Origin of the sequence: Rhodobacter sp. NSM, from assembly GCF_052244495.1 — a bacterium.
In the GTDB taxonomy this organism is placed as follows: Bacteria; Pseudomonadota; Alphaproteobacteria; order Rhodobacterales; family Rhodobacteraceae; genus Cereibacter_A.
Window position 1 is genome coordinate 48,595 of record NZ_JBQPXH010000009.1, and the last position, 15,563, is coordinate 64,157.

The following is a 15,563-nucleotide window of genomic DNA, read 5'->3' on the forward strand; positions in this document are numbered from 1 at the left end:
TCACTCCGGACACCCCAGGGGATCCGCCGATGCGGCACGGCCCCCGTCTTCCGCGAGAGGCCAGCCACGCCCGCGAGCAACGGGCGCAGCCACACCTCCCGCAGGTGGGGCTCGTCCGGAGAAATCCCGGCATGGCGCCGGGCCAAAGGCCGGTATGGAGGAGGCGGCGGACCAGTGCCAGCAAGCGACACGCAGATACATCTCGCCCGGATCGAGCAGGCGCTGGCGGCCGATGCCGCGGCACGCTCCGCGCTGGTGGCGTCCTGGTCGCGCTCGGCCAATGTCCACGGACTCGATCCGGCGCGCCACAGCCGGCACGAGCGCCTGACGGCCACCGAGTTCCGCATGGCACGCGAGCGTCTGGAAGGCCTTCTGCGTGTCGCAGGACCGACGCTTGATCGGCTCTTCCATCTCGTCTCGGGCATGGGCGCCTGCGTGCTTCTTGCCGATCGCGACGGCATTCCCCTGGACCGGAGGGGTCGTGCAGCCGACGATCGCGACTTCGAGGATTGCGGGCTCTGGACGGGCACCGTCTGGTCCGAGGCGCGCGCCGGCACCAACGGGATCGGCACCTGCCTTGCCGAGGAGCGCGCGGTCACCATCCACCGCGATCAGCACTTCTTCAGCGCGCATATCGCCCTCAGCTGCACCAGCGCGCCGATCCATGATGCGGAGGGTTCTCTGGCCGCGGTGATTGACGTCTCGTCGACACGGTCCGAAGTCACGCGCGATGTGGCCGCCCTCATCGGCCGGTCCGTGACGGATGCCGCGCGCCAGATCGAGACGGACCTGTTCCACGCCCGTTTCCCGAACGAGCGGATGGTCCTCGTGCCCGGAGCGGACCGGACATCGCAGCGCGCCATCCTCGCAGTCGATGCGGACGAACTGGTCGTGGGCGCGACCCGCGCCGCCCGCCTTCACTTCGGGCTCCGCGGCGATCTCGCCCGCGCACCGGTGCCGGCCGCGGATCTCCTCGGCATCCTGGCACACGAATCGCCCGATGCGGCAGAACGCGCCGTCCTCAACAGGGCGCTGGCCCGCGCCGGCGGCAATGTCTCGGCCGCCGCCCGCTCGCTCGGGCTCAGTCGTGCGACCCTCCACCGCCGCCTTGGACGCCGGAACTGAACCTGCCCTGCTCACCTGTCGCAGAAACGCGACACAGGGGCCGCGCGATCTGACGCGGCCGGAGTGACGCCGGCCGGCAAGGCGGCAATCCTTCTCCTATGGCCGCGAGGAGACGGCCCGAGAGGAGGATCTGCACAATGAACAAGGTGGAACATTTCCGCATCCGCACCGCTCCCTTCAAGGAGCGCTACGACAACTTCATCGGCGGCGAGTTCCGCGCCCCCGCCAATGGAAGCTATTTCGAGAACGTCTCGCCCGTGACAGGGCGGATCATCGGCCAGATCGCACGCTCGGATGCGACCGACATCGAGGCCGCCCTCGATGCGGCCCATGCGGCCCGCGAGGGCTGGGGCCGCACCAGCGCCGACCAGCGGTCGCGCGTGCTGCTCAGGATCGCCGACCGGATGGAAGAGAATCTCGAGCTTCTCGCAACCGCCGAGACCTGGGACAACGGCAAGCCGATCCGCGAGACGATGGCCGCGGACCTGCCGCTCGCCATCGACCATTTCCGCTACTTCGCGGGCGTGCTGCGCGCGCAGGAAGGTTCGATCTCCGAGATCGACCAGGATACCATTGCCTACCACTTCCACGAACCACTGGGCGTGGTGGGGCAGATCATTCCGTGGAACTTCCCGCTGCTGATGGCGTGCTGGAAGCTCGCGCCCGCACTGGCCGCCGGCAACTGCGTGGTGCTGAAGCCTGCCGAGCAGACCCCGGCCGGGATCATGGTCTTTGCCGAACTGATCGCCGATCTGCTGCCGCCGGGTGTGCTCAACGTGGTGAACGGCTTCGGGATCGAGGCCGGCAAGCCGCTCGCCTCGTCGAACCGGATCGCCAAGATCGCCTTCACCGGCGAGACCTCGACCGGGCGGCTCATCATGCAATACGCCAGCCAGAACCTGATCCCGGTGACTCTGGAACTGGGCGGCAAGTCTCCCAACATCTTCTTCGAGGATGTCTGCGCGGACGACGACGACTTCCTCGACAAGGCGGTCGAGGGTTTCGCGATGTTCGCGCTCAACCAGGGCGAGGTCTGCACCTGCCCCTCGCGCGCCCTGATCCACGAGAAGATCTACGACCGGTTCATGGAGAAGGCCCTCAAGCGCGTCGAGGCCATCGTGCAGGGCGACCCGCTGGATCCCGAGACGATGATCGGCGCCCAGGCCTCCTCCGAGCAGATGGAGAAGATCCTCAGCTACATCGACATCGGCCGGAAGGAAGGCGCGGAGGTGCTGACTGGCGGCGAACGAAACCACCTCGGCGGCGACCTCGAGGGCGGCTACTACGTCAGGCCGACCGTGCTGAAGGGACATAACCGGATGCGGGTCTTCCAGGAGGAGATCTTCGGCCCCGTCGTCTCGGTCACGACCTTCAAGGACGCCGACGAAGCTCTGCACATCGCGAACGACACGCTATACGGCCTCGGCGCGGGCGTCTGGAGCCGTGACGTGAACACCTGCTACCGCTTCGGCCGGGCGATCCACGCGGGTCGCGTCTGGACCAACTGCTATCACGCCTATCCGGCCCACGCGGCCTTCGGCGGCTACAAGCAGTCGGGCATTGGGCGCGAGACGCACAAGATGATGCTCGATCACTACCAGCAGACCAAGAACCTGCTGGTAAGTTACTCGCCCCAGAAGCTCGGCTTCTTCTGAGCAACCAGCGCGGGGTCCCTCCCTGCCCCGCGCCTGCGACCGGCCCCGCCTCAGAGCGGGGCCGGACTGCCTGATCAGCTCCTGCCGCCAGGCCAAACGCCGCAGCAAAGACATGCGGATCGGACCCTCCCGGTCTACAGCAGCAACATGCTGAAGCCCGGCCCTCACCGATGGTGCCGGCAGATCCAGCGTCGCGATCCGCAAGTTCCGCATTGCCTTGCTCGGCCGTGGGCATGCGGCGCCAGGCGCAGGCATCATGGCCTCGCCCCGGATGACCGGCCTCTCCCCTATCCGACTGCCGTGTCTGTCGCCGACCCGCCGTGGGTGCTTCCCCCAGATCGCCACCCCCGCCGCCTGACAATGCGGCTGCCGGCTCAAGGTGTCGCTGCGCGCCGGTCATTGTCACCAACGTGCCGCGGGCAGGAGAACGCCCGTGACGAATCGCATAGCTTCCGGCTGCCTGGTGTTCAGTCCCGGCATTTGGTGGATCGGGTCGAGGATGAATCGCTCCGGCTCTGATGTCCAGATCTTGCAGAGGTATCCATAGGGCGTGAGCCCGTTGAGGGTCTTGAGCCGTCGGGCGAAGGTCTATCCTGCGAGGAAGTCTGCGAGGTGTGCCCGCAACCGGTCATGGCTGTCATGGTGGAAGCGCCGGACGGTGGCCCGACCGATCAGGCGCAGCGGTGCGCCGGATGCGCGTAGCGCAGCAGATCCTCCTCGCAGAGGGGATGCGCGAAGAGAAAGCCCTGCATCGTGTTGCAACCGATCCGGCGGATCACCGCAGCCTGCTCCTCCGTCTCGATGCCTTCGGCGATGGTCGCGATCCCGAGGTTCTCGGCGATTTCCACGATGGCGCGGACAAGATTGCGGGCGCGCTCGTCATGAGCGACCGGCGCGACGATCCGCCGGTCGATCTTCAGGGCCGAAGGCGCGATCTCCATCAGACCGATGATCGAGGCATGGCCCGAGCCGAAGTCGTCGATCTCGATCTCGATGCCTGCCGAACGGATGATCTCGAGATGGTGCCGGAAGGTCTCGCTCTCCTCCTCGACCAGGATCGACTCGAGCAGCTCGAACGTGACCCGTGTATCTCCTTCGGCCATCTCCTGCGCGAGGGCCACCACATCCGCATCCCGGATCCGACCGGACGAGACGTTGAAACTTATCTTGGGAATGCACAGGCCCGCGTGCCGCCATCCCGCCAAGGCCGCGCGCGACTTCTCCATCATCAGGCGGTCGATCTCGGGCATGATGCGTAGCTGCTCGGCCACGCGGATGAAGGCATCGGGTGCCAGCACGCCGCGCGTCGGGTGCCGCCAGCGCAGCAGAACCTCGATGCCGACCAGACTGCTGTCGAAGCTCGACACCTGCGGCTGGAAGAACGGCACGAACTGGTCTCCCTCCAGCGCCTCGTGCAACTCGGCGGCCACGGACCGGTCGTTCAGCAGACCACGGTGCAGTTCGGGCGTGAAGAACTCCATCCGGTTCCGCCCCCCGTCCTTCGCGCGATAGAGCGCCGCATCCGCGAACAGCTGCAGCTCGGCCGCGACCGAGGTGATGTCGTCCGTCTCCGCCACACCGAACGAGGCGCCGAAGCGGCACTGCCGGCCATCGTAGAGAACCGGCTGCGCCAGCTTCGACTGGATCCGGCCGATGATCTCCTCGACGGCAGCGCGCTTCGTTCCGGGCGCGAGAAGGACCGAGAATTCGTCGCCGCCGATGCGCGAGGCGAAGTCGCTCATCCGGAGGCTGCCGCGCAGCACGTCGGCCACGCGGATCAGCACCTGGTCGCCCGCCTCGTGCCCGAGCGTGTCGTTGACGTTCTTGAAGTGATCCAGATCGATGCGGACCAGGGCACAGTCTGCCGGCCCGCCATCCCGCGCGGACTCGATCCGCCGGGCCAGCATCTGGTCGAAGAAGCGGCGGTTCGGGAGGCCGGTCAATCCATCGTGCAGGGCCTGGCGCTCATTCTCGGCCCGCACCTCCTCGGCCAGCCGGTGCGCGCGCCTGAGTTCCGCCTCGCGCTCGACATCCGCCGTCACGTCGAGGAGCGCACCGGTCCATACCACCGCGCCGTCCGAGCCGAGACGGGGAATGGCGGTATCGGTCACCCAGAGCAGGCCCCGCGCGGGATGCAGGATGCGGACGCGGTTGTATCGGGGCGAAAGGCTCCGGGAGCTGTCGTCGATGGATCTTGCGTAGCGCGCCGCATCCTCGCGATGGAGGCGCTGCAGGATGCCCGCCTGCAACGCCTGGATCTCCTCGCGGCTGTAGCCGAGCAGCTGCTCGAAATGGGCGCTCGTGTAGGTGATGCGGATGTTTCCCGGGCCATAGCGGCGGATCTCGTAGAGACCGACGGGCGCGATCTCGGCTACCGACGACAGGCGTTCGTGCGCCTGGCGCAGGGCGGCGGCAGCCTCGCCGGCACGCCGTTCCGTCTCGAGCTGATCGGTCATGTCGAAGACATTGCCGCACCAGATCACCGCCCCGTCCGGCTGCGCGAGGGGCACCGAGGACAGCATCATCCAGCGCAGGCCCTTCTCGGGGTGGGTCAGCCTGTAATGCATGTCGAGCGCAGTCATCGTTTCTCGCGAGTGCCGCATGCGCTCGGCGAGATCCACGAGGTCCGCGGGATGGATGTTGCGCGTGCCGGCTCCGCCGTCGGCCTCGAGCACCTCGCGGGGCACGCCGAGCAGGTCCGGCAGCCGGGCGCTGAAATACGGCAGGTCCACCTCTCCGCTCGCCGTCTCGCGGTGCTCGAAGAGCGCCCCAGGGGCGTTGTCCGCCAGCGTGTTCAGCCGTTCCCGTGCAAGACGCGCGACGTCGGCGGCTTCCGCAAGCTTCGCCTCGTCCCGCTTCATCTGGTCGATGCCGATCAACGCGCCGGCAAGGAGGGGCCGGTGCACAGTGTCGGACCGCTCGATCCAGCTCGCTGCGGCACGGTACCAGTGATAGCTGCCGTCGCCGTGACGCAGGCGGTGATCGTGCTCATAGGTCGGCGCGAGCCGTTGCTGCAGGGCCTCCATGGCCGCAACCGCCCCCGGCAGATCGTCGGGATGGATCAGGCTGCGCCACCCGGCGTCCGTCGAGGGGAAGGCGCGCGGCTCGTATCCCAGCAGGCGGTAGGTCGCATCCGTGGCCCAGCCCTCGTCGCTTCCCGGCACGACGGTGAAATGGCCGATACCGCCGCGCAGCGAGGTGATCTTCAGCAATTCCTCGCGCATCTGCGCCGCCTCGAGCGCCGCTTCGGCCTCGGCCAGCGCCCGCGCAAGCCGTTCCTCGGTCTCGTTCCGCTCGGTGATGTCGACGAAGCTGCCGCAGATCATGTAGGGCAGCCCGCTGGAGGAACGGTCCACCCTCCGGCCCCGCGAGGCCACCGCACACCAGCTGCCATCCGCGCGGCGGACGCGGAAATCGATGCGGTAGATCTCGGTCCTGCCCTGCTCGATGGCGAGATGAGCCTCGACCACGGCGGGCAGATCGTCGGGGTGGATCATGGTGCGGAACTCGGGCGAGGTCATGACCGTATCCGCCGGCAGCCCGAGAAGCTCTCCAATGTTGTCGCCAAACCAGGACTCTCCGGTGTCCGGAACCCGCTGCCAAGCCACCACCTTGCCCGTTGCATTCGTAATGCGCAGGATCTCGACTTCCTCGAGCGCATCGGCAAGCGCTTGATGCGCCTCGCTCCGGGATCCCCGCGCGTCCTGTGCGGTGCGAAAGCCGGAGGCCCGCCTGCCGTCTGCCTGGCCAGGGTCCGAGGGCAGGCCCGCCGCCCGCCCCGCCCGGGGCAGAACGGGGCTTCCCTGCGCGAAGACGGCCACGACCCCCTCCTCGCCCGTCACGGCCGTCAGGTGACAGCCGAGGGTTTGGGTGCGTCCGTCCGGCCGGAGAAAGGAAATCGTCAGGGCCAGGCCATCCGCCGCACGCGAGAGAAGACTGTCACAGGCCGCTCCGACGGCCGCCACATCCTCCGGAGCGACGATCTGCGCTGGAGCCCACGCTCGTGCCCCTGGGTCGGTGATGCCGGTGCATTCGCGAAACGCGAGATTGGCAGCAAGCATGCGTCCGCCCTCCGCCATCAGCCAGGCCGGGCCGCTCAGGACGTCGATGTATGAGCCGAACCGTCGAAGCGTGCCGTCCATGATCCTGCCGCCATCCGCGCGGGGCCCCACTCCGGCGTCAGCGCCGGACCTTCCCATGCATGTCTCCGAATGCAAGGGCCCGGCACGGCGATAGCCGGGACAAGGCGCTCCACGCAAGGAAAAGGCGTGGCGCGGAACTTGTCGAAGCGTGCCTCAATAGAGCGATTTGCAGGAAAGGCAGGCCGGTCCCGCGTTCTCCGCTCCCAAGCCGATGTATGTCCTCAATTTGCCGGAACGCCCAGAGGGAGTGCCCGTTCACCGCGTGAAGGACCGACTGTGGAGGACGATCATGCGCAGCGTCAGCCGCCGCGCAGGCAACACGGTCCCCGCTGCCTCCCGCCACCGACTGCGGGAAGCCGCTCCGTGCCTGCCGCGACCCGTGCGCTACGGTGGGCGAAATGGCTGCTTCGACGCCTGCGGCAACCGTGCCTGGGCCACGCCTGGCATCTTCCACCACGCTGTGACGGCCACGAGCGGGCGGCGGACGGTCTGGACATTCAGCGACTGGACGGTTTTCGCCGAGGTCGCGACCGAGAACGGGCGCATCCTCCGCGAGTTTCCGGTCGAGGATATCATTGCCGCCAATCCCGACATCGACATCCTGCAGATCCATCGTGCAGATATCGAAGATCCGTCCAGCAACGCCCGCAGCATGCAGAGCGACTGGATGCAGGGCGACTGGATGCAGGATGCCCTCCACTTCAACGACGTCGATCCGCCGCGCGAGGACAGGGCCGCAGCCTTCCCCGCTTTGGCCGCGGGGCACCTTCCGCTCGCTCACCTACCGCGACATGCCAATCGCGCTCGCCCCCAACCTGTGGCGGCGGCTCGGCGGCGGGAACCGGCGGTCACAAGGCCCGCGCGAGTGGGTGCATGTCGATCGGCCCCTCGTGGATGCCGACAGCCCGGAGGGTCTCGAGGAAGTCTTCTGGCGCATCTTCGACGGCCAGTGCTACGTCGCGGCGGACCATCTTGCGCCGCACCGGCCGGACGCGGAGACGCTCTTGCGATATCAGGCCTGCATCGGCGCCATGCTCGCCGCAGACGAGGGACGAAAACGCCACTACCTGTCGAAGAACAACAACGCGATCCTGCGGCTGGACTCGGTCCGTCAGGCCTTGCCCGAGGCCGTGATCCTCATTCCCGTCCGTCTTCCCACGGCACATGCCGCCGCGCTGCTTCGCCAGCATCGCAACTTCCTGAAGCAGCAGGACGAGGACGGCTTCGTGCGGTGCCTGCAGGAGCGCGCGCTGGATCGGACCCTCCGGCCGCGAGACCCGGGCAGGGCCGGCACGCTCGGGACCTGACTACGATCGGATGAATGAGAATCGGGTGGCGTGCAGCCAATCGCGCCCTGTCGGGGAACGTGCAGCCGGAGGATCTCCCTTCGGCCGGCGTTATGCGGAGACCTCCGACCCGTCGAAGGCGAGTTGAACCTTGACCGAACGGCTCCGGTCCGCTGCCGCTGCGAAGGCTTCGGCCGCCTGCTCGACCGGGTAGACGCCTGTCACCATGCGTTCGACCGGGATCGTTCCGGATGCGATCAGCGCGACCGCCTCGGGGAATTCGGCATCGAAGCGCTGGCAGCCGACGAAGTGGATCTCCTTGCCGACCAGCACGTTCAGGGGCAACGGGATCTCGCCTGCCACGCCGACCTGAGCCAGCGTCCCAAGAGGCCGCAGGCAGGCCAGCGCCATGCGAAGCGCCGGGGCCGCGGCCGAGCATTCGAAGACCACGTCGATCTGGCCCTTTTCGGCTTCGTAGCAGGCCATGTCGTCAGCATTCGTGGCCACGTTCACCGTCCGTGTCGCGCCCATCTCGCGGGCGATCCCCAAGGTGCGGTCCTGAAGGTCCGTCACGACGATTTCGGCCGCGCCACGCCGTGCCGCAAGTGCGGTGCAGAGTGCCCCGATGGGTCCCGCCCCCGTCACCAGCACCCGCTTGCCCGCCAGCGGACCGGCGACCGCCTCGGCACGGTTGAGGGCGTGGAGGCAGACCGACAGCGGTTCGGCACAGGCAGCGGCAGAGAGCGAGACCTCTGCACCGACCTTGATGCACTGGGCCGCTCGGATCACCAGCCTGTCGCGGAACATGCCCTGCTCGTGCGGCAGGCGCATCGCCGATCCCTTGAAGCGCATGTTCAGGCAGTGCCGCTCCTGTTCCTCGGCGCAGAAGCGGCAGGCACCGCAGGGCTGGCTGGGATTGAGTGCCACCCGGTCTCCCGGCGCGAGGTCGCCGGCATCCGGGCCGACGGCGACCACCGTGCCAGCCGCCTCGTGCCCGAGGATGATCGGCTCTCGCACCCGGATCGTGCCGATGCCTCCGTCCTGCAGGTAGTGCATGTCCGAGCCGCAGATGCCGCCGGCGCTGACCGCCACGAGCACTTCCCCGGGACCCGGGCCGGTAAAGGGCTCGGTCTCGATCCTCAGGTCGTTCTGCGCATGCAGGCGGCAGACGCGGGTCATGTCGGTCATCGGATCCTCACTTGTCGAGCAGCGACGGAAGTCCCGTGGCCAGCAGCGGGATGTAGGACACCAGCAGCAGCACGAGGATGTTCGTCAGAAGGAAGGGCGCGATCGCCCGGATCACCGGGCCGAGCGGCAGGCGCGCGATGTTGGCGCAGATGAAGAGGCAGATGCCGACGGGCGGCGTCGTGAGGCCGATCATCAGGTTCAGTACCGCGAAGGTGGCGAAATGCAGCGGGTCGACCCCCACCCCCTGCGCCAGCGTAAGGAGCGGCACGAACAGGATGATCAGCGCCGCGATCGTCTCCATGAACATTCCGACGAACAGGAGCAGCAGGTTGATCAGCAGGATCACGAGGATGCGGTTGTCGGTGATCGAGAGAACGCCGTCGGCGATGGTCTGGGGGATGCGCTCGGAGACGAGGATCCAGCCGAAGACATTGGCGAACCCCACGAGCGCGAGGATCGCCGCCGCCGAGACGGCGCTGTCCACGACGATCTTCGGCACCGCCCGCAGCGGCAGGTCCCGGTAGACGAAGGCGCCGACGACGAAGGCATAGATCGAGGCGACGACGGCGGTCTCGGTCGGCGTCGCGAAGCCCGTGAGCAGCCCGCCAATGATCAGGCCCGTCATGGCCACGGCCCAGAAGGCGCCGAGGAAGGCGCGGCCAAGCTCGCCGACACCCTGCCACGGCTGGCGCGGAAAGTTCCGCCGTCGCGCGATGAGCCAGGCGGTGAACATCATGGCAAAGCCCATCATCAGCCCCGGCACCGCTCCCGCAAGGAACATCTTGCCGACCGAGATGCCCGAGAGCGACCCCACGATGATCATCGGCACCGAAGGCGGGATGATCGGACCCACGGTCGAGGAGGCCGCCGTGATCGCGGCCGAGAAATCGGCCGGGTAGCCCGCCTTCTTCATCCCGGGGATCATCATTCCGCCGACCGAGGCGGCATCGGCCACTGCCGTGCCCGAGATCCCGCCGAAGAGCATCGAGGCCGCGACGTTGGTCAGGCCCAGGCCGCCGCGTGCCCATCCGACCAGCGCCTGCGCCAGCCGCACGATGCGGTGCGTGATCCCGCCCATGTTCATCAGATTGCCCGCAAGGATGAAGCCCGGGATGCAGAGGAGCACGAAGCTGTCGATGCCCGCGAACATCTTCTGCGGGATCACCACCAGGGGCATGCCCGCAAAGAGCACGTAGGCTATGGAGGCAAGCGCCAGCGTGATGGCCACCGGAATGCCCAGGACCAGACCGCCGATGAACGTGCCGAGGAGAATGGCGAGATCCATGTCAGACGTCCTCTGCGGGCTTGTGCGGCAGGCCGTTTTCGGTGCCGCGGATCATGGCTACCACGCGCAGGGCAGCAAAAAGGACCAGCACACTCACCAGCACGAGGACCGAGGCGTGGACGAAGTCCATCCGTAGTCCGGAGGCCGGGGCGCTCTGCCGGCTGCCGATCGAGGTGAAGAACCAGGCCGGCCAGATGAGCAGCGCGCAGCCCACGGCCGTGGCGAGCGCGGCGAAGAGCCTGAGGACCCAGGGCAGCCTGCCCGGCAGCGCCTCGGAGACCAGATCGACGTTCACCATGTCGCCGCTGCGAAGCGAAAGGCCCGCTCCGAAGGCTGTGAGGTAGAGAAGTGCGAAGCGCGAGATCTCTTCGGTCCAGACGACCGCGGGGATCCAGCCCGACCGCCCCAGCAGCTGCAGGACGACGGCCAGGATGATCACGACGAAGGCGAGGCCGGTCAGGACGCGCATCGCACCCTCGGCGCCGCGGATGACGGCAGTCAGCATGGAGGGATCCTCGAAAGGAGGGTGGTGGATCGGCGGAAGCCTGAACCGGAGCGGACCCGAGCCCGCTCCGGTCGCCGGTCAGTTCTGCATCGCGAGGATCTGCTCGACCGTCGGACGGATCTCTTCGCTGACGCCGGAGAGAACAGCGTCGCGCGCCTTGTTGGCGAAGGCCGCCTGGTCGACCTCGACGAAGGTCACGCCCTTCGACTCGAGATCGGCCCGGATTTCCGTCTCGGCCTGCAGGAACAGCTCGCGTTCATAGGCCTGGGCGCGCTTCGCGGCTTCCATGACGGCTTCCTGATCCTCGGCAGAGAGCTTGCCCCAGGTGATCTCCGAAATCGTCAGATAGATCCACGACCGGACGTGATCGGTCATGTTGATGTGGCTCTGCACCTCGTTGAAGTTCGCCGACTGGATCAGGGCGAGCGGGTTTTCCTGCGCCTCGATCGTGCCGTTCTGCAGCGAGGTAAAGACTTCCGAGAACGCCATCGGGGTCGGCTGCGCGCCGAGCGCCTGCCAGACGTCGAGGAAGAGCGGCACGTTCGGCACCCGCATCTTGAGGCCCTGCAGGTCGTCCGGGCTCGTGATCGGGCGATTGGATGTCAGCTCGCGCGGGCCACGGGCGAAATAGGCGATCGGCCGCACGCCCGCCTTCTCGATGATCTGGGCCTCGACCTGCTGGCCGATCTCGCCGCTTGCGACCTCGTCCATCTGCTCGAGCGAGGTATAGGCATAGGGAAGCGCGAGCAGCGCCGCCATCGGCGCCCAGTTCTGCAGCGACTCGCCGGTGATCGTCATGTCCGCCGTGCCGAGCTGCATACCGTTGATCAGGTCGACCTCCTTGCCGAGCGTCTCGTTCGGGTAGACCTCGACCGCAATCCGGCCATCGGTCAGCGCCGCGAGCTCTTCCGCGAACCTGAGCGAGGCCTGGTGCCAGACGTTCTGCTCGTTGGCGAGATGGCCGAGCTTGAGAGTGATCTCCTGCGCGGAGACGGCGGCGCCGGCAAGCTGCGCGGCGAGCGCCACGGCGATGACGCGGGTCGATCGGGTGATGACGGACATGGTTCCTCCCTTGGTCGTCGGTTGAAGGCTTTGAACGCCTGCAACGCCTTTGGGTTCAGGCCGTCGCAGCGCGTTCAGGTCATTCGAAAAGGTCGGGCAGGCTCGATCTGACGAGCGGAAGGTCGCTCAGGATCTCGCGCAGGTGATGGCGCATCGCGGCCTCGGCGCCGACGGGATCGCCCGCCTCGATGGCGCGGACGATGCGAGAGTGCTGGGCCACCAGCTTTCCGGCCGGGAACTGCTCGGTCGACAGTTGCCGAACGCGGTCCATCTGGGTCTTCATGCCCTCGATCACGCTCCAGGCATGCACCTTGCCCGCGCCTTCGGCGAGCGTGCGGTGGAAGAGGTCGTCGAGTGGGCGGAACCCCACGGGATCGCTGTCAGCCAGATCGCTCTGCCGTGCAATCTGCCGGTCGAGATCGCGCACCAGCGACGGATCCGCAGCCTCCGCAAGCAGCTTGACGACGTCGGCCTCGATGGCCTCGCGGACGAACCTGCCGTCCATGACCGCCGCCACCGAGATCTTGCGCACGAAGGTCCCGCGTTGCGGGCGGACTTCCAGAAGGTCCTCCTCGGCGAGCTTGATGAAGGTTTCGCGCACCGGCTGCCGGCTCACGCCGAACTGGAGTGCGATCTCCGCCTCCGACAGGCGCTCACCCGGCTTCAGCCGGTTGCGGATGATCCGTTCGCGCAGGATCCGGAAGAGCTGCGGACCCACCGGACCCGCGACATTCACCGTTTCGGCCGCGTTGATCTCGTCCATCCCGTGCCTCCCTGATCCATCACCTAGCACCATACTTCCATACTAGTCAACCAACGATCTTGCTGTTACTACGGATGCAACGTATCCGGCGGCCGCCGCCGCGCGGATGAGGCTTCGACGCAGGGGAGTGATGTGATGCGTGAGACATGGCGGTGGTTCGGCCCGAAGGACCTCGTCTCGATCGACGACATGCGCCAAGCGGGAGTAAAGGGCGTCGTATCGGCCCTTCATCACGTCGCGACCGGCGCGGTCTGGACGCCCGAGGAGATCGCGCTGCGCCAGCGCCAGATCGGCACCATGCTGGACGGCACGCCCTCCGGCCTCGCTTGGGAGGTCGTCGAAAGCCTGCCCGTCTCCGAGGACATCAAGAAGCAGAAGGGCGACTGGCGCAGCCATCTCGCGAACTGGAAGACGAGCCTGCGCCACCTGCGCGACGCGGGCATCGAGGTCGTCTGCTACAACTTCATGCCGGTCCTCGACTGGACCCGGACGGATCTCGCCTGGCGCAGGCCGACCGGCGCAACCTGCATGCGGTTCGACTTCGTCGATTTCGCGGCCTTCGACATCCATATCCTCCGCCGGCCGGGTGCGGCAGAGGACTTTCCGCCCGTCGTGGTCGAGGAAGCCGCGCGGCGCTTCTCGGCCATGGACGAGCCTGCCCGCGAGCGGCTGGCGGCGAATGTCGTCTTCGGCCTGCCGGGTGCGGCCGAGAGCTTCACGCTCGATGACGTGCGCCGGCATCTGGCGGAATACGATGGCGTCTCGGCCGACCGTCTGCGCCAGCATCTCGTGGACTTCCTCTCCGAAGTGACGCCGCTGGCGCAGGAGCTCGGCCTCCGCCTCTGCTGTCATCCCGATGACCCGCCGTTCTCGCTGCTCGGCCTGCCGAGGATCATGTCCTCCGAGGCGGACTACCGGGCGGTGATGGACGCGGTTGACCTCACCGCGAACGGTATCACGCTCTGCACCGGAAGCCTCGGCGCCCGCGCCGACAACGACCTGCCCGGCATGATGCGCAGGCTGGGCGGTCGCGTCCACTTCCTGCACCTGCGCAACGTGACGCTCGACGATCCGTCCGCCCCGCGTGGGTCGTTCTTCGAGGACGAACATCTGGCGGGGCAGACAGACATGGTGGCGATGATCGCGGAGATCCTGGCGGAAGAGCGCAGGCGCAAGGTGGCAGGTCGCACCGACACGTCGATCCCCATGCGCCCGGACCACGGCCAGGACATCCTCGACGATCTGGGTCGGAAGGCGCAGCCCGGCTATCCCGCCATCGGCCGCCTGAAGGGTCTCGCGGAGTTGCGCGGCATCATGACCGCGCTCGCGCATCCGCTCGTGGCAGGCGTGCAGGCTGCAGATCGCCCTTAGCGCTTCTCCGGACCTTGCGCTCACCGCAAGGGACGCCCGTTCCGTCACCGTCGAGGCCGACAGCACCGGTACGGCGGCACCGGCTTCCGGCGAAAGCCGGGCCACGGGCCGCGCTTCCCTCGACGAGGTTGCCCGCACGCGGCCCGGCGGATCAGGCTGCGATCTGCCGCAGCAGGAGTGCCGGATGACACTGGACCAAAGGGCACAGCAGGCGTTCGACCTTCTGGCGAATGCGCCCGGCGCACGCAGCGATCCCGACGGTACGGCGCGGGCGGTCGAGGCGGCGCTCGCCGCAGCGCCACATGATCTGGACGTGCGCCTCGGGGCCTATCGCTTCTACTTCTTTACGGCTCTGTTGCACAAATCGCCTGAGGGCCAGAGTCCCCCTTTCCCCGGACGGACTTATCCCTTGGCTTTCAGTGATGGGTGTGCCGAGCGCGGTGAATCCGTTCAGGACGGCACCACGTACCAGCACCGCTCCCGAGACCATCGCCGCGGTGCGCCACCTCGCGCTGATCGCCTCCGACAACCTGATTGCCGGCATCCTCAATCGGAACGGCCTGCTGACCGGCCATGGCAATCGCTGGATGCGAGAGCGCGTCACCGCCTTGCGCCCACATCACAGGATCCCGGTGTTCCGCCCGGCCCCTGATGGCATCGAACCGTGGCTCAACCTGACCGACGCCGCACGCCTGCTCGGCGTATCGCCGAGGACAGTGAGGATCGCGGCCGAGGCCGGCGTGGTCGAGGGCAACCACCCCCTGTCGGCGGCCCGTGGCTCTTCCGGCGGACCGAACCTGCCACACCAAGGGCGCAGCGAGCGGAGCAAGCCAGGCAGAAGGCAAAACTCCCCGCAGGACCGCATCCTGACCAGAAGAACCCATTCCCTCAACGACGTAGAGAGATGGGTGTTATGCAACAGCTTTGTGATGCTGGCGCCTGGATTCGATTGCGATCCGGGCCTCGGTCAGACTGTAGAAGATCTCTCCGTTCAACAGTTCGTCGCGAAGCTTCGAGTTGAAGCCTCGCAGTAGCCCTGCCTCGGGAAAACGGTCCCCCGGACCGTTTTCCGGCCCTCAGCAGTCCCAAGGGCTGCAGGGATCGATGACAGCGGTGCGGGCGCCGATCGCGGCGATTCAGGTCCGCACCGCGGCCGCGATGAACTCGGGGCCGTAACATGT

General features: G+C 67.5%; 12 protein-coding genes and 2 pseudogenes. 5 read left to right on the forward strand and 9 right to left on the reverse strand.

Going from position 1 to position 15,563, the window contains the following annotated elements; genetic code table 11:
- Positions 1–174: 174 nt before the first annotated feature.
- Both ACTVZP_RS16345 and adh read left to right on the forward strand, forming a co-directional pair.
- Complete coding sequence (locus tag ACTVZP_RS16345; protein WP_443213229.1) at positions 175–1,125, forward strand: helix-turn-helix domain-containing protein; 951 nt, start codon at positions 175–177, stop codon at positions 1,123–1,125.
- Positions 1,126–1,262: 137 nt separating this feature from the next.
- Positions 1,263–2,780 carry an aldehyde dehydrogenase gene (gene adh / locus ACTVZP_RS16350; RefSeq protein ID WP_443213230.1) on the forward strand — a complete coding sequence of 506 codons (1,518 nt, stop codon included), beginning with the start codon at positions 1,263–1,265 and terminating at the stop codon, positions 2,778–2,780.
- Between the two features lie 462 nt (positions 2,781–3,242).
- Here adh and ACTVZP_RS16355 read toward each other — a convergent pair.
- Both ACTVZP_RS16355 and ACTVZP_RS16360 read right to left on the reverse strand, forming a co-directional pair.
- A pseudogene (locus tag ACTVZP_RS16355) lies at positions 3,243–3,458 on the reverse strand (IS481 family transposase); the annotation flags it as partial.
- Entirely contained in the window at positions 3,452–6,979 is a 3,528-nt protein-coding gene (locus ACTVZP_RS16360; protein WP_443213231.1) for a sensor domain-containing protein, read from the reverse strand. The pseudogene ACTVZP_RS16355 and the gene ACTVZP_RS16360, both read right to left, overlap by 7 nt.
- A gap of 632 nt (positions 6,980–7,611) precedes the next feature.
- Between ACTVZP_RS16360 and ACTVZP_RS16365 the strand changes: the two genes are divergently transcribed.
- Complete coding sequence (locus ACTVZP_RS16365; protein WP_443213232.1) at positions 7,612–8,229, forward strand: hypothetical protein; 618 nt, start codon at positions 7,612–7,614, stop codon at positions 8,227–8,229.
- 90 nt (positions 8,230–8,319) lie between these two features.
- Here the strand turns inward: ACTVZP_RS16365 and ACTVZP_RS16370 are convergent, their stop codons facing one another.
- From ACTVZP_RS16370 to ACTVZP_RS16390, 5 genes are all read right to left on the reverse strand, one after another.
- Positions 8,320–9,387, reverse strand: a complete 1,068-nt coding sequence (locus ACTVZP_RS16370; protein ID WP_443213333.1) for an L-idonate 5-dehydrogenase — start codon at positions 9,385–9,387, stop codon at positions 8,320–8,322.
- A gap of 16 nt (positions 9,388–9,403) precedes the next feature.
- Positions 9,404–10,681, reverse strand: a complete 1,278-nt coding sequence (locus ACTVZP_RS16375; RefSeq protein ID WP_443213233.1) for a TRAP transporter large permease — start codon at positions 10,679–10,681, stop codon at positions 9,404–9,406.
- Position 10,682: 1 nt separating this feature from the next.
- On the reverse strand, positions 10,683–11,186 hold the full coding sequence (locus ACTVZP_RS16380) for a TRAP transporter small permease (RefSeq protein WP_443213234.1): 504 nt from the start codon (positions 11,184–11,186) through the stop codon (positions 10,683–10,685).
- 78 nt (positions 11,187–11,264) lie between these two features.
- Positions 11,265–12,248 carry a TRAP transporter substrate-binding protein gene (locus ACTVZP_RS16385; RefSeq protein WP_443213235.1) on the reverse strand — a complete coding sequence of 328 codons (984 nt, stop codon included), beginning with the start codon at positions 12,246–12,248 and terminating at the stop codon, positions 11,265–11,267.
- A gap of 79 nt (positions 12,249–12,327) precedes the next feature.
- On the reverse strand, positions 12,328–13,011 hold the full coding sequence (locus tag ACTVZP_RS16390) for a GntR family transcriptional regulator (protein WP_443213236.1): 684 nt from the start codon (positions 13,009–13,011) through the stop codon (positions 12,328–12,330).
- 135 nt (positions 13,012–13,146) lie between these two features.
- On the opposite strand from ACTVZP_RS16390, the gene uxuA reads away from it, so the two are divergent.
- Positions 13,147–14,382 carry a mannonate dehydratase gene (uxuA, locus tag ACTVZP_RS16395; RefSeq protein WP_443213237.1) on the forward strand — a complete coding sequence of 412 codons (1,236 nt, stop codon included), beginning with the start codon at positions 13,147–13,149 and terminating at the stop codon, positions 14,380–14,382.
- Positions 14,383–14,533: 151 nt separating this feature from the next.
- On the opposite strand, the gene ACTVZP_RS16400 is transcribed toward uxuA, so the two are convergent.
- Positions 14,534–14,911 carry a hypothetical protein gene (locus ACTVZP_RS16400; RefSeq protein WP_443213238.1) on the reverse strand — a complete coding sequence of 126 codons (378 nt, stop codon included), beginning with the start codon at positions 14,909–14,911 and terminating at the stop codon, positions 14,534–14,536.
- Here ACTVZP_RS16400 and ACTVZP_RS16405 point away from each other — a divergent pair.
- Positions 14,805–15,416 (forward strand): hypothetical protein, encoded by a 612-nt coding sequence (locus tag ACTVZP_RS16405; protein WP_443213335.1) that lies wholly within the window; start codon positions 14,805–14,807, stop codon positions 15,414–15,416. The genes ACTVZP_RS16400 and ACTVZP_RS16405 overlap by 107 nt on opposite strands.
- Here ACTVZP_RS16405 and ACTVZP_RS16410 read toward each other — a convergent pair.
- Positions 15,309–15,554: pseudogene (locus ACTVZP_RS16410) on the reverse strand (integrase core domain-containing protein); the annotation flags it as partial. The gene ACTVZP_RS16405 and the pseudogene ACTVZP_RS16410 sit on opposite strands and share 108 nt — an antisense overlap.
- Positions 15,555–15,563 lie beyond the last annotated feature (9 nt).

Bases quoted from the DNA above. Each gene is read 5' to 3' on its own strand.
- ACTVZP_RS16365 (WP_443213232.1), top strand. From the start codon at position 7,612: ATGCCCTCCACTTCAACGACGTCGATCCGCCGCGCGAGGACAGGGCCG.
- ACTVZP_RS16375 (WP_443213233.1), bottom strand. From the start codon at position 10,681: ATGGATCTCGCCATTCTCCTCGGCACGTTCATCGGCGGTCTGGTCCTG.
- ACTVZP_RS16380 (WP_443213234.1), bottom strand. From the start codon at position 11,186: ATGCTGACTGCCGTCATCCGCGGCGCCGAGGGTGCGATGCGCGTCCTG.
- adh (WP_443213230.1), top strand. From the start codon at position 1,263: ATGAACAAGGTGGAACATTTCCGCATCCGCACCGCTCCCTTCAAGGAG.
- ACTVZP_RS16390 (WP_443213236.1), bottom strand. From the start codon at position 13,011: ATGGACGAGATCAACGCGGCCGAAACGGTGAATGTCGCGGGTCCGGTG.
- ACTVZP_RS16360 (WP_443213231.1), bottom strand. From the start codon at position 6,979: ATGGGAAGGTCCGGCGCTGACGCCGGAGTGGGGCCCCGCGCGGATGGC.
- ACTVZP_RS16370 (WP_443213333.1), bottom strand. From the start codon at position 9,387: ATGACCCGCGTCTGCCGCCTGCATGCGCAGAACGACCTGAGGATCGAG.
- ACTVZP_RS16385 (WP_443213235.1), bottom strand. From the start codon at position 12,248: ATGTCCGTCATCACCCGATCGACCCGCGTCATCGCCGTGGCGCTCGCC.
- ACTVZP_RS16405 (WP_443213335.1), top strand. From the start codon at position 14,805: ATGGGTGTGCCGAGCGCGGTGAATCCGTTCAGGACGGCACCACGTACC.
- uxuA (WP_443213237.1), top strand. From the start codon at position 13,147: ATGCGTGAGACATGGCGGTGGTTCGGCCCGAAGGACCTCGTCTCGATC.